We start from the raw sequence: 14216 nt of genomic DNA on the forward strand, positions 1-14216 counted from the left end.
GCCGCGCAGCGCGACGCGGCATCCGCTCGGTGATTCGAACGGATGCCGCGGGCGCCCCTATTCGACCGGGAGCTCGGCCCGTGCCACGGTGAGCGAGTCACCGTCGTCGGCGAGGCCGACCACGACCGTGTCGCCGTCGCGAACCTCGCCCGTGAGCAGCGCCCGGGCGAGCCGGTCGTCGATCTCGTGCTGCATGAGGCGGCGGAGCGGCCGGGCGCCGTACAGCGGGTCGTACCCGCGCTCGGCGAGCCACGCCCTGGCGTCGGGAGTGACGCCGAGCTGCAGTCGCCGCTCGTGCAGTCGCGCCGACAGCCGGTCGATGTAGAGGTTGACGATCTCGGCGAGCTCGTCTTCGCTGAGCGCCGAGAACACCACGATGTCGTCGAGCCGGTTCACGAACTCGGGCTTGAAGGCCTGCCGCACGGTCTGCAGCACGGCTTGCTCCTTCTCGTCCCAGCTGAGCGACGGGTCGATCAGGTACTGCGAGCCGAGGTTCGACGTGAGGATCAGGATGGTGTTCCTGAAGTCCACCGTGCGGCCCTGGCCGTCGGTGAGGCGCCCGTCGTCGAGCACCTGCAGCAGCACGTCGAAGACCTCGGGGTGCGCCTTCTCGACCTCGTCGAAGAGGATCACCGAGTAGGGGCGACGACGCACGGCCTCGGTGAGCTGGCCGCCCTGGTCGTAGCCGACGTACCCGGGGGGCGCGCCGACGAGTCGCGAGACCGAGAACTTCTCGCCGTACTCCGACATGTCGATGCGCACCATGGCGTGCTCGTCGTCGAAGAGGAAGTCGGCGAGCGACTTCGCGAGCTCGGTCTTGCCGACGCCCGTCGGGCCGAGGAACAGGAACGACCCCGTCGGCCGGTTGGGATCGCTGATGCCGGCGCGCGAGCGGCGCACCGAGTCGGCGACCGCCGCGACGGCGCGCTTCTGGCCGATGAGGCGCTTGCCGAGCTCCTGCTCGAGGTGCAGCAGCTTCTCGGTCTCGCCCTGCAGCAGTCGGCCGACGGGGATGCCCGTCCACGCGGCGATCACCTGGGCGATGTCCTCCTCGGTGACCTGCTCATTGACCATGCGGGGCTCGTCGGGAGCCTGCTCGGCCTGCTCGGCCGCCTCGAGGTCGCGCTGCAGGCGCGCGATCGTCTCGTACTCGAGCTTCGACGCCTTCGCGTAGTCGGCCTCGCGCATGGCTCGGTCGCGCTGCGTGACCGCGTCGTCGAGCTGCTTCTTCAGGTCGCCGACGCGGTTCAGCGACATCCGCTCTCGGGCCCAGCGGGCCTCGAGGCCCGCGAGCTCGCGCTCCTGCTCGACGAGCGTCTCGCGCAGCTTCGCGAGCCGCTCCTTCGACGCGTCGTCCTTCTCCTTCTTGAGGGCGAGCTCCTCGAGCTTCATGCGGTCGACCTGGCGCTTCAGCTGGTCGATCTCGACGGGGCTCGAGTCGATCTCCATCTTGAGGCGCGACATGGCCTCGTCGACGAGGTCGATCGCCTTGTCGGGCAGCTGACGCGCTGAGATGTACCGGTTCGACAGGGATGCCGCGCTCACAAGTGCGGCATCGGAGATCGTGACCCCGTGGTGGGCCTCGTAGCGTCCCTTGAGGCCGCGGAGGATCGCGATCGTGTCCTCGACGCTCGGCTCGCCGACGTACACCTGCTGGAAGCGGCGTTCGAGCGCGGCATCCTTCTCGATGTATTCGCGGTACTCGTTGAGCGTGGTCGCACCGATGAGCCGCAGCTCGCCACGGGCGAGCATGGGCTTCAGCATGTTGGACGCCGCGACGGACCCCTCGCCGCCGCCTGCGCCCATGAGCAGGTGCAGTTCGTCGACGAAGGTGATGATCTCGCCCTCGGCGTCGTTGATCTCCTTGAGGACGGCCTTCAGCCTCTCCTCGAACTGGCCGCGGTACATCGCACCGGCGACGAGCGCCGAGATGTCGAGCGAGATGAGCTGCTTGCCCTTCAGCGACTCGGCGACGTCGCCGGCGACGATGCGCTGGGCGAGCCCCTCGACGACGGCGGTCTTGCCGACGCCCGGCTCGCCGATGAGCACGGGGTTGTTCTTCGTGCGTCGCGTGAGCACCTGGCTGACGCGACGGATCTCGGAATCGCGCCCGATCACGGGATCGAGCTTTCCGGCCTTGGCGATCTCGGTGAGGTTGACGCCGTACTGTTCGAGCGCCGACTTCTGCTCTTCCTGCGTGCTCGGCGCACCCTGCATGTTGGCCACAGGCACTCCCTTCGTTCAAAACTTGAGTCTAGTTAACTCAACTTTGTCGAGAGGGCTGGTATTCCGACTTCCGCGCCGAATCTCCCCCACAGATCACGCTAGACGGATGCCGCGTGGCGCGCCAGCGATCGGCAGGCTGCGCCGTGCTTCGCCGAACAGCCGGCCGGCGAGGCGATCAGCCGGTCAGCGCACCACCTCGACGGCGACCACCGTGGTGCGCACGGGACCGGCGGGCGTCGGCGATTCGAACCGCACGGGCATGCCCGGGAACATCCGGGCGAACCAGAACGTCTCGGCGGCGGCATCCGGAGCTTCATCACGCGTCTCGTAGCGGAGGCACTCGACCCGCCCGATCGGCAGGTCGATCGTCTCCTCGTCGACGGTCGTGCGCTCGGCGGGGAACGCGGCGTGACCCTGCAGTTCGAGCCAGGTCACCCGCGCGCTCGCGATCTCACCGTCGACACCGCCGTCGGGCGCGACGCGCCAGCGCTCGAGGGTGGCGCCCTCGTCATCGCACTCGGTGAAGCGGTTGACGCGCTCGAACGCCTCGCCCTCGGGCTCCTCCACGAGGATGCGGATCGTCTTGCCGGAGCCGCTCGCGTCCCGGATCTCGTCGGCGGTGAACGGCGTCGGCAGCAGACCGGGGCCGAGCACGTGCGGGTCGCCGGAGTCATGGGGGTGGCTCATGCACGACAGTCTGCGTCATCCGTCGTCATCTCGACAGGATCGCGGCGAATTCAATGCATTCTCATACGTTGATCCGGCATGCTCGAAGTCCGACCCTGTGGAGGCCGCATGCAGAAGCGCACCAAGATCATCACCGCCTCGATCGTCGCCGGAGCGCTCGTGCTCGGTGCGACCGCCGCCATCGCGGCCCCGATCGTCTACCGCGACCTCATCGTCGGCGAGGCCGAAGCGGCGCCGTCGGTGACCACGCCACCCTCGGCGACGGTCGACGCCGGCACCGAGGCATCCGACCTCACCGGCCAGTGGGCCGTGGCCGACGGCTCGTTCGCCGGCTATCGCGTCGACGAGGTGCTGAACGGCACCGACGTCACCGTCACCGGTCGCACCTCCGACGTGACCGGCGGCTTCACGGTCGACGGGCTGAGCCTGACCGCCGCATCGATCGAGGTCGACGTCGCATCGATCGCGACGGACTCGGGCAACCGCGACGAGTACTTCCGCTCGAGTGCCCTGCGCACGGACGAGTTCCCGACAGCGACCTTCGTGCTCACCGAGCCGATCACGATCGACGCGGCGCCCGTCGTCGGCGACGTGCAGACCGTGCAGGCAGCGGGCGAACTCACCATCGCCGGCGTCACCCGCCCGGTGACCGTCGACCTCGACGCGGTCTGGAACGGCGGCGACGGGCAGGTGGCCGGCAGCATCCCGATCACCTTCGCCGACTTCGGCGTCGAGGCGCCGAACCTGGGGTTCGTCTCGGTCGAGCCCGACGGGTTCGTCGAGTTCTCGCTCGTGCTCGCGCGCGGCTGAGGCGAGGCGTTGCCGCGAGGGTTGCGGCGCATGCGTTCGCGGTGATCCGAACCTCATGCTGGAGGTTCGGGCCCTCCGTCCCTAGCATGTGCCCATGGGGGAGCTTCGGAAGCGGGCTGTATTCATCGCGGTCGCCGTGACGATAGGAGCCATCGGAATCGGGGTTGGGGTGAGTTCGTCGACACTGCAGCCGGCGTTCGCCGCCGCTGCGGGACCTGTGCTCGTCGACGAGGACTTCCGCGGCGCCACGGTGATCGACGGGTTCCAGGCTTACGGCTCAGCGTGCATCACCGGCGCACCCACGGTGCTCGCGACGCCGGTCGGTTCGCATCCGGTGCTGGGGTGTCCCGCTCCGAGCCCGGCCGCCCCGCCCAACGGAGCCGACCCCGACGGGTTCCTCCGGCTGACCGATCGGCTCACCGACCAGGCCGGCGCCGCACTCTACGACGTGCCGATCCCGGCGACTCAGGGTGTGGAGATCACGTTCGAGCAATGGCAGTACGGCTCCGACTCCCTCGTGCCCGCCGACGGCATCGCCTTCTTCCTCGTCGACGGCGCGACCACGCTCGACGCGCCGGGCGCGTTCGGAGGCAGTCTCGGGTACGCGCAGAAAGAGCCGGGATTCGAAGTCGATCCACCGTTCCTCCCCGGCGTCGAGGGCGGATACCTCGGCATCGGCCTCGATGTGCTCGGCAACTACTTCGGCGACTGGGAGCGGCGTGGCGACGGCTGCGAGGTCCGCTCCCCGTCGGGTGAGGCCTTCTATGCCCCGGCCCCCGGCGAGAACATGGTGACGGTGCGCGGGCCGGGCAACGGCACCGAGGGGTACTGCTTCCTCACGGCGACCGCCGACCAGTTGTCGACCACGGGCCCCTGGACGTCGACGCTCCCAGGGGACCTGCACGGCCCCGCCCCCGACCTCACCGGAGCCGACCCTGCCCAGGCCGCGGTCCTGCTCGAGCCGACGCGCCGTACGGTCACGGTGCAGATCTCCCCGGCGCCCGACCCCCAGGTCACCGTCTCCATCGACTTCAACGACGGCGCGGGCATGCAGCAGGTGCTCGACTTCGCGGCACCGCAGCCGACGCCCCCGACCTACAAGTTCGGGTTCAGCGCCTCGACGGGCCTGTTCACCGATGTGCACCTCATCAGGAACGTCGTGGTGCAGGCGATCGACCCGTTGGCCCAGCTCGGGCTCACCAAGCTCGTCGACGACTCGAAGACCTACGCGTCCGGCGACGTCGTCGACTACACCTACGAGGTACTGAACACCTCGGCGGTCGCGATCACCGACGTCGCCGTCGTCGACGACCGCATCGCCGGCGTGACCTGCGAAGCGTCGGAGCTGGCCCCGGCGGGCCAGGCGGGCGACTCGACCGTCTGTCACGGCACGTACACCGTGACCGATGCTGACGCCGCCGCCGGGTCGGTCACGAACGTCGCCACCGCCGGCGGGCTCGCGGGCACGGCCCCCGTGACCTCGGCACCGGTCTCCGCGACGATCGTCGTCGGTGCGGGCGCCGCGGTGCCTCCGGCATTGCCGCCGACGGGCCCATCGACGCTCCCGATCCTCGTAGCCGGGATGACCGCCCTGACCGGCGGCAGCCTTCTGGTGCTCCGGCGTCGCCGATGATCTCGCAGGGGGCGGCAGCCGCGACATCCATGCACCGGAATAGACACTGACGCGCGGTCGTTCCACCTGTCGTGCAACGCTTCGGAACGCTCTCATTCGGACACTACGGCCCGCTCGGCGGCGGCCGCGAGCTCTCTGCCGCGGATTCCATGCTGCAGGCGATCGACCTCGCACAGGGCATGGATGAGCTCGGCGTGAACGGCGCGTACTTCCGCGTGCACCACTTCGCGCGCCAGCAGGCGTCGCCGATGCCGCTCCTCGCGGCGATCGCGGCGCGCACCCGGCACATCGAGGTCGGCACCGGCGTCGTCGACATGCGGTACGAGAACCCGCTCCACCTCGCCGAGGAGGCGGCAGCCGTCGACCTCATCTCGGGCGGCCGGCTCGCACTCGGCGTCAGCCGGGGATCACCCGAGACCGTCGTGCGCGGTTACGAGGCCTTCGGGTACACCGGCTCCGAGGACCCTCGCGGCGCCGATATCGCACGCGCGCACTTCGACCGGTTCCTCGAGGCGGTCGAGGGCAAGGGCATCGCCGAAGCGGATGCCTCGTCGCCGTTCGGCGGCGGCGCGAGCGGCCTGCAGCGGATCGAGCCCTACTCCCCCGGCCTGCGCTCGCGCATCTGGTGGGGCGCCGGCAACAGCGACTCGGCCGAGTGGGCCGGTCGTCGCGGCGTGAACCTCATGTCGTCGACTCTCCTCACCGAAGACCGCGGCATGCCCTTCGACGAGCTGCAGGCGCAGCAGATCCAGACCTTCCGCGCGGCGTGGCGCGAGGCCGGCCACCCCGGCGAGCCGCGCACCTCGGTGAGCCGTTCGATCTTCCCGATCACGACGGCCGAAGACGAGCTCTACTTCGGCGGCCGTCAAGACGGAGACGGCGTCGGCTACATCGACGGCATGCGCTCGACGTTCGGCAAGACCTACGCCGGCACCCCCGACAAGCTGGTCGAGCAGCTGCTGCGCGATGCCGCGATCCGCGAGGCAGACACGCTCATGCTCACGATCCCGAGCCAGCTCGGCGTCGAGTTCAATCTGCGACTCATCACGGCCTTCGCCGAGCACGTCGCGCCGAGCCTCGGCTGGGAGCCCGCGAACCGCTGAACACCCTGTGACGGCGGCGCTCAGCCGAGCCTGCCGAAGTCCGTGGCGAACCAGCGGCCGATCGAGGCATCCGGGAACTCCCGCCTCCGATACGTGCCCGGCACGCGCTCGACGCCGGATATGCGGTCGAAGCGGAATGTGCGCCACTCGTCGCGGTCGAGATCGAAGCCGACGAGATACCAGCGTCCCGCTCTGAGCACGTGCCGATACGGGTCGACGAGTCGTGCAGACGAGACCGCGTTCCCGTCGAGGTAGGCGAACCGGATGCGTCCGGCCTCCGCCACGGCGTCGGCGACGATGCCGACGTCCTGCGCCGCGACGGCGTGCTCCTCTTCGAGCACCTCGGTGGCGAGGTCGATCGCGTCGGCGCGACGGCGGAGCCCGGGCGGCAGCACCTGCTCGAGCTTCGCGAGGGCGACCTGGGCGCTCTCGTCCCCCTGCAGTCGCGGCGCGATCAGACGCAGGCCCGCGACGATCGCCGCGATCTCGTCGGCGGTGAAGAGCAGCGGCGGAATCGTCGCCCCCGCGCCCAACCGGTACACGCTCCCGGGCCCGGGTCTCGCAGTGATCGCGTAGCCCAGCCCGCGGAGCCGATCGACGTCTCGCCGCACGGTTCGGGCGCTGATGCCGAGCCGCTCGGCGAGCGCGGCCGCGCTCCAGTCGGCGCCTGCCTGGAGCACCGACAGCAGGGTCAGGGCGCGCGCGGTCGGATCGCTCTCCACTCCTCCATTCTGCGTGTAATCGCGGCCGTGATCTGTCCGCCACCGTCGCTACCTTGGGTCGATCGTCTCGACGAAAGGACTCGAATCATGCGAATCGCCGTCACCACCCCGACCGGCAATGTCGGCCGCCACGTCGTCGCCATGCTCGTGCGGGCGGGCGTGCGCCCCCTCGTGCTGGCGCGCGATCTCGAGCGACTCGACCCCGAGATCCGGCCGATGGTGGACGCGATCGAGGTCGACCAGCTCGACGTCGAGGCCGTGAGCGCAGCGATATCCGGTGTCGACGCGCTCTACTGGGTCGACCCGCCTGCGGCGAGCGCTGATCCGCTCGACGACTACCGCCGCGCCACGGCGAGCGCGGTGCGCGCGGTCGAGGACAACGGCATCGCGCGGGTGGTCTTCCAGAGCAGCGTCGGTGCCGAGAAGCGCCACGGTGCCGGCGAGATCGACGGACTCGCCGGCACCGAGGTCGCGCTGGATGCCACCGGCGCCGACGTCACCCATCTGCGCTGCGGGTACTTCTTCAGCAACCTCGAACTCCAGCTCGATCAGGTGCGATCCGGCAGCCTGCAGGTCATCCTTCCCGTTGATCAGCCGATGGCCTGGGTCGCTCCGCGAGACATCGCTGAGGTCGCGGTCACCCGACTGCTCTCGACGAAGTGGAGCGGCCGGCATGTCCAGGCCGTGCACGGACCGGAGGATCTCACCTGGCGGCGGGTCGCCGAGGTCGTGTCCGAGGCGACCGGCCGACCACTCCGCGTCGAACGGATCCCGGATGACGCGATGCGCGACGGGATGCTCGGCGCCGGGATGCCCGACACCCTCGTCGACGCACTCATGGGCATGTCCACCGGGCTCCGCGACGGCTTCGTCGCCGAGCAGCCGCGAACCGTGCAGAGCACAACGCCGACGACACTGGCCTCATGGGCCTACGACGTGCTGCGGCGACAGCTCTGATGCAGCCGGAACCGGGCGAGCGCGTCGGTCTCGGTGTTGCCGGTGTTCGCGATCGCCTCGGTATCGATCGGCGGGCATTCCGACGCGGACCGGTCACGGCGAGGGCGGTGCCGGCATCGTGCCGGAGAGCGACCAGCCGTTCTCGTCGACGCCGCCATGCGCCGGATCGGCAGCGTCCGACTCTGCGGCGGCGCGATCCGCATAGACCAATCTCACCAGTCCTCGGGTCTCCCACATCTGCTCCGGCGAGTAGGCGTCTTCCCACATCACGAACCAGCCGCCCGCCGTACGGCGCCGCAACTCGGCGAGCCAGGGGGCGTACTGCGGGTCCGGCCGTGCGGCCGATGGGAGCTCCTGAGCCGTTCGGGAGAGCCGGTCGGCGAGAGCGACGACATCCCAGTCGGTGCGGCCGTCCCCGAAGACATCCCGACCCGAGCCGTTCGTGTACGACAGGAGGATGTTCCGCTCGTCGGCCGAACCGATCATGTCGCCCGGCTCCGGCACCAGGACGCGACACCGCCAGTGCCCGGTGGCGTAGTGGTTCGCCACCACCCGCACCCCCTGGAAACCGAGCTCGTGAAGCCGCGACACGGCAGCGATGATGGCGCCCTCGGGACGTGCGGATGCGTCGAGCGACATGTCCGAAGCCTAGGCGACGGCGCCCGGCGAACCTCTGAAGCGGCCTCCGACCTCAGGAGGCCGACAGGTCGAGGAGGGTCCGCACCGCTGCCTCGGGGTCGGCTCCGACGAGCGCTCGGGCCCCCATCGGAAGCAGCACGAGGTGGTGATACGCCTCGGAGCCGCGGGAGAGGCGCCCGGCGATGAGTGCGCGCTCCCAGAGCAGCACGCACTGCACGAAGACCGGGTCGAGCGCGTAGCGTGCCCGCGGGGTGGTGAGCGTGCCGCGCACGGTCATGCCGGGCACCTCGTCGACGCCGGAGAGTCGCTGCAGGATGCCGAGCACGGTCTCCGGCCGTACGTGTCGCGACTCGGCGCCCGCGAACGCGCCGAGGAAGACCCGCGCGGCGAGCTCGGCCGGGACGGCCGACTCGAGTCCCGCGAGCCCCTGATAGACGGTCGGCACGGTCGGCACCGCCGGGGTTCGCTTGAAGATCGCCATGCGCAGACTCTAGCCAGTGTTCGGAAGCCGCGCCCGAACACCGCGGAGCAGCGCAGTCCCTGAACACGACCGCGCCTCCCTGGCCGATTGGGGAGCTCAGGGAGGCGCGGGGTCGGGGCCGCGCCCCGCCGCCGATCGAACGACGATGGAACGCGGGTCTCTGCGGCGCCCTAGCCGACGCCCTCGAGCGCGTCGGTCTCGGTGTTGCCGATGTTCGCGATGACCTCGGGGCGACGCTTCGCGAGGTGCAGGTACCAGGCGAGCGCGGCGACCATGGTGATGAGGAACAGGTACGGGATGACGTTCAGCGGCCACGCCGGCACCGGCCACACGTTCGCGAAGAACACGTAGACCATGGCGACGACGGCGACCGTCGCGCACACCCACACGAGACCGTTGCGCATCTTCTCGCGGCGCGTGTAGACGACGCACGCGATCGCGACGAGCGCGTAGGCGACCATGTAGCCGTAGGTGCCATACGTGTCGACCCACACGACGATGTCCATCGGATGCACGCCGATCGCGAGGAGCACGACGTCGAGCACGATCGCGGCGGGGCCGGCGACGAGCAGCACGCGGTGCGGCGTGAGGTGGCGCTCGTGGGTGCGGCCGAAGCGCTCGGCGACGACGCCCTCCTTGCCCATCACGTAGATGATGCGGCCGACGACGTTGAGCGGCGCGACGACGACGGCGAAGAACGAGGCGCCGACGCCGAAGGTGAGCACGGGGCCGAACCAGGCGGGCATGCCGATCTGCGCCGAGATCGCCTCGAGCGGGCTCGCGACCGTGGCGAGGTCGTCGCCGAGGATCGCGATCTGCGTGTACGCCGAGAAGACGTAGAGCACGCCGACGCCGAGGGCGCTCCACATGATCGCGCGCGGGATCGCCTTGTACGGATTTTTCGCCTCACGGCCGAGGGCGTCGGCCGACGAGAAGCCGACGAAGCCCAAGATGCCGAGCACCATGCCCGCGGCGACGCCCTGGAACGGCACGCCCTCGAGCGAGAACTGCGCCGGGTCCCATGCGTTCGGGCCGGCCCACACGAGGGCCAGCACGAGCAGCACGAGGATGATCGCGACCGAGACGAGCTCGAGCACGAGCGAGACGCGCGCCGAGAGGCGGATGCCGCGGATCGTGAAGAGCGTCGCGAGCCCACCGAGCACGATCGCGAGCGTGATCTGGGCGAACACGCCCTCGAACGGCACGCCGATGAGCAGCAGGAACTGGTTGAAGTACGAGACCGAGCCGCCGAGCGAACCGGCGGCGATGCCCCAGCAGCCGATGAGCAGGGCGACACCCGCGAGGTAGGCGCCGAACGGGCCGAGGCCCTTGGCGACGTACGTGTAGAGCGAGCCCGCCGATGCGTGCTTCTTGGCGAACACCGCGACGCAGTAGCCGACGGCGAGGATCACGATCGTGGCGAGCACGAACGAGAGCATCGTGCCGTTGCCGGCGCCGATGAAGATGCCGGCCGCGGTGAACGCGATGACCGCGCTCGGGGCGATGTTGGCGATCGCCTGGGCCGCGAGCTCGGGTCCGCTCATGACGCCGCGGCGGAGCCCGGCGTCCTTGGGGGCGTCGGCTCGGGCGGCCGGCGCTTGGGTGGTGGTGGTCATGGGGGAACTCTCCAGTGAGTCGGGTGCTGCAGCGGTCAGGGGATGAGGAGCGTGCGGAGCGCTTCGCCGGATTCGAGATCGTCGAACGCCTCGGCGGCCTCGGCGAGCGGGCGGCGAGCCGAGATCAGCGGGTCGAGCTTCAGCTGGCCGTCCATGTAGCGGTCGACGAGCGCGGGGATGTCGATGGAGGGGCGCACCGAGCCGTAGTTCGAGCCCAGGATGCGCTGGTCTGCTTCGGCGAGCACGAGGGGCTCGAACGAGGCCTTGGCACCGGTCGGCGGCAGGCCCACGATGACGGCAGCGCCGCCGAGGCCGAGCATGCGGATCGCCTGCTCGGTGGTCGAGGTGCGCCCGATCGCGTCGAACGCGTAGTCGACGCCGTCCGGGATGAGCGCGAAGAGCGCCTCGACCGCGTCGACCTGCGAGGCGTCGATCTGGTCGGTGGCGCCGAACTGCACGGCGAGCGCGGTCTTGTCGGCTCGCACGTCGATGGCGACGATCCGCTCGGCGCCTGCGAGGCGGGCGCCCTGCACGACGTTCAGGCCGACCCCGCCGCATCCGATGACGACGACCGTCGAGCCGGGCTCGACGGCGGCGGTGTTGAGCACGGCGCCCACGCCGGTGGCGACGGCGCAGCCGACGACGGCGACGACGTCGAGCGGCGCGTCGTCGCGCACCTTCACGGCGCCGGATGCCGGCACGACGACCTCCTCGGCGAACGACGAGACGCCGAGGTAGTGGTGGAGCGACTCCTCGCCCTGCGAGAGGCGCGAGGTGCCGTCGAAGAGCACGCCCTTCGGCGCGACGACCGTGGCGACCTTCTGGCAGCGCGCCTCATGGCCCGACCGGCAATAGCGGCACTCGCCGCACGGCGGCACCCATGAGAGCACCACGTGGTCGCCGACGGCGAGCGACGTGACGCCGTCGCCGAGTTCGACGACCACGCCCGACCCCTCATGACCCATGACGAGCGGTGCCGGGGCGTCCCATTCCCCGCGCTTCACGTGCAGGTCGGAGTGGCAGACGCCCGCCGCCGCGATCTTGACGCGGACCTCGCCGGCCTTGGGGGCGGCGAGCTCGACATCGGCGACCTCGATCGGCGTCTCCGGTGCGCGGAAGACGATGGCTTTCATGATGCTCCCTTGGATCAGTGCTGGGGTACGCCCGATGGTAGGCAGGCTCGAGGTCCCGAGTCACTGCGAAGAATGTCGAAAGGTCAGCGGATGCCGCGGCATTTCGTACACTCGATGGCATGGCCCGTGACGTGCTCTCGATCGCCCGCGTGCTCGGCGGCGAGCTCGTCGGCGACGGCATCCCGCCCGCGACGCCGGTCGACGCCGCCCTTCGGCTCGAGGAGTTCAGTGTCGTCGGCCACCCCGGCTTCGCGACCCTCGTCGTGGCGGGTGCCGAGCCCCTCGCCTCGGCGCTCACCGCAGGGGGACCTCGCGCCGACGCGTTGGCCGGCGCCGTGCTCGTCAGCCACGGGGCGACCCGGGCGCTCCGGCGTGCCGTCGATTCGACAGGCGCCACGGCCATCATCGGCGCCGAGGCATCCGACGCCGTGCTGCATCCGCTGCTCGTCGCCCTGCTCGCGACCGACCAGGCCGCTGAGGACCGGCTCGTCACCACCGGCACGAAGGTGCTCACCCAGGTCGCGCGTCGCGGCGGCGTCGCCGCGGTCGTGGCCGAGCTCGCCCGCCGCATCGACGGGTGGGCAGTGCTGCTCGACCCGCACGGACAGGTGATCTCGACCGCGGGCGCGGGCGGGCTCCACGTGCAGGACGCGGTCGCCGTCGCGTTCAGTCGGCCGGTGCGCGTGCGGCACCCGGGCCTGCAGGTGCATCCCGTCGGCACGGGCGAGGATCTGAGCGCCTACCTCGTCATCTCCTCGCGCGAGGCGTCGATGAGTCGTGGCCGAGACCTGGCCTCGCAGGCCGCGGCGCTGCTCGACCTCATCCTCCGCACGCACGACCGCACGACGACCGAGCGCCTCGGTCGCGAGGTGATGATCGGCACCCTGCTCGAGGGCGGTTCCGCCGCAGCCGCGCTGCTGCGCCGCTGGGGCGTGCACGAGAGTTCGCTCACCGCATTCGCGCTCACCGCCCGATCGAAGTCGGTCGACCTCGAACGCCTCGTCACCCGATGGCTCGACGAGCTCGGCAGCGTGCACCTCATCACCGAGGAGCCGGGTCACGTGCTCGGCTTCCTCCGTGACGATCGCGTCGACGACCTCGTGCGCAGGGTCGAAGGCGTCACCGCCGATGCCCGCACACCGCTGCGGCTCGGGCTCGGCTCCTCCGCGGCATCCGATGCCCTCGCCCGCACCGCCGCCGAGGCCAGGCAGGCGCTCGACGTCGCGGTCACCGACGGCCGTACCGTGTCGCGCTATCGGGCGCTGCCCACGGTTGCCCTCGTGCTCGATCGGCTCGACGCCGGCGACAACGCCAGGCTCACCGAGGTGCTCGACCCCCTGCGCGGCGACGACGGCCTGCATGGCGAACTCACCCGCACCCTGCGCGTCTACCTCGCCGAGCACGGCTCGTGGGGCGTGGCCGCCGAGCAGCTCGGCGTGCACCGGCAGACGCTCACGAATCGCATCCATCGCGTCGAGGAGCTCACCGGCCTCTCGATGGGCAACCCCGACGATCGCACCGCGGCGTGGCTCGCGATCCGAGCGCTCGACCGCTGAGCCCTCCGAGGGAGCGCGGAGGCACGCCGGCCCGTCCGCCGGAATGCTCCAGCCCGGCTCGGGGTTATCGTCGAGAGACCACCGAGGAGGATCCATGCCATTGGAAGGCGAGTACGAGCCGAGCACGTCCGCGTGGGCGCGCAAGCAGGCCGAGGCGTTCGAGGCGTCGAACGGCGAGACGTCGAACACCCTGCGAGGCATGCCCATCATCGTGCTCACCACGGTCGGGGCGAAGTCGGGCAAGCTCCGCAAGACCGCCCTCATGCGCGTCGAGCACGACGGCGAGTACGCGATCGTCGCCTCCCTCGGCGGCGCGCCGAAGCATCCGGTCTGGTACTGGAACGTGAAGAAGCACCCGCACGTCGAACTGCAGGACGGCGGCGAGAAGCACGATTACGAGGCCCGCGAGCTCGAGGGCGAGGAGCGCGAGACCTGGTGGGCGCGCGCCGTCGAGGCCTACCCGCCCTACGCTGACTACCAGGTGAAGACCGAGCGCCTGATCCCCGTGTTCAAGCTGACGCGCGTCGTGCTCTGACCCCCGCGCGGCGACGCGCGGATTCGGTCTCGTGAACGTGGAAAGGCCGCCCCGGTTGGGGCGGCCGTGTGCTGTTGGGTTGTGCCGCGTTGGGGCGGGTGTTAACCAAAGAGAGCCG

General features: G+C 70.5%; 13 protein-coding genes. 6 read left to right on the forward strand and 7 right to left on the reverse strand.

Features of this window, described 5'->3' with window-relative positions:
• Positions 1 to 57: 57 nt before the first annotated feature.
• Positions 58 to 2226, reverse strand: coding sequence for an ATP-dependent Clp protease ATP-binding subunit (locus ASD23_RS15565; RefSeq protein ID WP_200941724.1), 2169 nt, complete (start codon positions 2224 to 2226; stop codon positions 58 to 60).
• A 183-nt stretch (positions 2227 to 2409) separates the two neighbouring features.
• Complete coding sequence (locus ASD23_RS15570) at positions 2410 to 2913, reverse strand: hypothetical protein (RefSeq protein WP_056012545.1); 504 nt, start codon at positions 2911 to 2913, stop codon at positions 2410 to 2412.
• Between the two features lie 108 nt (positions 2914 to 3021).
• Between ASD23_RS15570 and ASD23_RS15575 the strand changes: the two genes are divergently transcribed.
• The 3 genes from ASD23_RS15575 to ASD23_RS15585 all read left to right on the forward strand — a co-directional run bounded on the left by ASD23_RS15575 (position 3022) and on the right by ASD23_RS15585 (position 6459).
• Entirely contained in the window at positions 3022 to 3723 is a 702-nt protein-coding gene (locus ASD23_RS15575) for a YceI family protein (RefSeq protein WP_056012548.1), read from the forward strand.
• 169 nt (positions 3724 to 3892) lie between these two features.
• Positions 3893 to 5356: a DUF7507 domain-containing protein gene (locus ASD23_RS15580; RefSeq protein ID WP_056012550.1), complete on the forward strand. Its 1464-nt coding sequence runs from the start codon at positions 3893 to 3895 to the stop codon at positions 5354 to 5356.
• A gap of 71 nt (positions 5357 to 5427) precedes the next feature.
• Positions 5428 to 6459 (forward strand): LLM class flavin-dependent oxidoreductase, encoded by a 1032-nt coding sequence (locus tag ASD23_RS15585; protein ID WP_056012552.1) that lies wholly within the window; start codon positions 5428 to 5430, stop codon positions 6457 to 6459.
• Positions 6460 to 6479: 20 nt separating this feature from the next.
• Here the strand turns inward: ASD23_RS15585 and ASD23_RS15590 are convergent, their stop codons facing one another.
• The gene (locus ASD23_RS15590) at positions 6480 to 7181 is read right to left on the reverse strand and encodes a helix-turn-helix transcriptional regulator (RefSeq protein ID WP_056012555.1); all 702 of its coding nucleotides are present in this window, start codon (positions 7179 to 7181) and stop codon (positions 6480 to 6482) included.
• An 87-nt stretch (positions 7182 to 7268) separates the two neighbouring features.
• Here ASD23_RS15590 and ASD23_RS15595 point away from each other — a divergent pair, with 87 nt between their 5' ends.
• Positions 7269 to 8138, forward strand: a complete 870-nt coding sequence (locus ASD23_RS15595; protein WP_056012558.1) for an NmrA family NAD(P)-binding protein — start codon at positions 7269 to 7271, stop codon at positions 8136 to 8138.
• A 93-nt stretch (positions 8139 to 8231) separates the two neighbouring features.
• Here the strand turns inward: ASD23_RS15595 and ASD23_RS15600 are convergent, their stop codons facing one another.
• The 4 genes from ASD23_RS15600 to ASD23_RS15615 form a co-directional block, all read right to left on the reverse strand.
• Positions 8232 to 8777: a hypothetical protein gene (locus ASD23_RS15600; RefSeq protein WP_056012561.1), complete on the reverse strand. Its 546-nt coding sequence runs from the start codon at positions 8775 to 8777 to the stop codon at positions 8232 to 8234.
• A gap of 52 nt (positions 8778 to 8829) precedes the next feature.
• Positions 8830 to 9258: a hypothetical protein gene (locus tag ASD23_RS15605; protein WP_056012563.1), complete on the reverse strand. Its 429-nt coding sequence runs from the start codon at positions 9256 to 9258 to the stop codon at positions 8830 to 8832.
• Positions 9259 to 9428: 170 nt separating this feature from the next.
• Entirely contained in the window at positions 9429 to 10874 is a 1446-nt protein-coding gene (locus tag ASD23_RS15610) for an APC family permease (RefSeq protein WP_056012566.1), read from the reverse strand.
• 35 nt (positions 10875 to 10909) lie between these two features.
• On the reverse strand, positions 10910 to 12007 hold the full coding sequence (locus ASD23_RS15615; protein ID WP_056012569.1) for an alcohol dehydrogenase catalytic domain-containing protein: 1098 nt from the start codon (positions 12005 to 12007) through the stop codon (positions 10910 to 10912).
• Positions 12008 to 12126: 119 nt separating this feature from the next.
• On the opposite strand from ASD23_RS15615, the gene ASD23_RS15620 reads away from it, so the two are divergent.
• Together ASD23_RS15620 and ASD23_RS15625 are read left to right on the forward strand one after the other, a co-directional pair.
• The gene (locus ASD23_RS15620; protein ID WP_056012572.1) at positions 12127 to 13563 is read left to right on the forward strand and encodes a PucR family transcriptional regulator; all 1437 of its coding nucleotides are present in this window, start codon (positions 12127 to 12129) and stop codon (positions 13561 to 13563) included.
• Positions 13564 to 13657: 94 nt separating this feature from the next.
• Positions 13658 to 14098, forward strand: coding sequence for a nitroreductase family deazaflavin-dependent oxidoreductase (locus ASD23_RS15625; protein ID WP_056012575.1), 441 nt, complete (start codon positions 13658 to 13660; stop codon positions 14096 to 14098).
• The last annotated feature ends 118 nt before the right edge of the window (positions 14099 to 14216 follow it).

Origin of the sequence: Agromyces sp. Root1464 (genome assembly GCF_001427265.1) — a bacterium.
In the GTDB taxonomy this organism is placed as follows: Bacteria; Actinomycetota; Actinomycetes; order Actinomycetales; family Microbacteriaceae; genus Agromyces; species Agromyces fucosus.

Bases quoted from the DNA above. Each gene is read 5' to 3' on its own strand.
- ASD23_RS15620 (WP_056012572.1), top strand. From the start codon at position 12,127: ATGGCCCGTGACGTGCTCTCGATCGCCCGCGTGCTCGGCGGCGAGCTC.
- ASD23_RS15600 (WP_056012561.1), bottom strand. From the start codon at position 8,777: ATGTCGCTCGACGCATCCGCACGTCCCGAGGGCGCCATCATCGCTGCC.
- ASD23_RS15615 (WP_056012569.1), bottom strand. From the start codon at position 12,007: ATGAAAGCCATCGTCTTCCGCGCACCGGAGACGCCGATCGAGGTCGCC.
- ASD23_RS15610 (WP_056012566.1), bottom strand. From the start codon at position 10,874: ATGACCACCACCACCCAAGCGCCGGCCGCCCGAGCCGACGCCCCCAAG.
- ASD23_RS15605 (WP_056012563.1), bottom strand. From the start codon at position 9,258: ATGGCGATCTTCAAGCGAACCCCGGCGGTGCCGACCGTGCCGACCGTC.
- ASD23_RS15575 (WP_056012548.1), top strand. From the start codon at position 3,022: ATGCAGAAGCGCACCAAGATCATCACCGCCTCGATCGTCGCCGGAGCG.
- ASD23_RS15595 (WP_056012558.1), top strand. From the start codon at position 7,269: ATGCGAATCGCCGTCACCACCCCGACCGGCAATGTCGGCCGCCACGTC.
- ASD23_RS15625 (WP_056012575.1), top strand. From the start codon at position 13,658: ATGCCATTGGAAGGCGAGTACGAGCCGAGCACGTCCGCGTGGGCGCGC.
- ASD23_RS15570 (WP_056012545.1), bottom strand. From the start codon at position 2,913: ATGAGCCACCCCCATGACTCCGGCGACCCGCACGTGCTCGGCCCCGGT.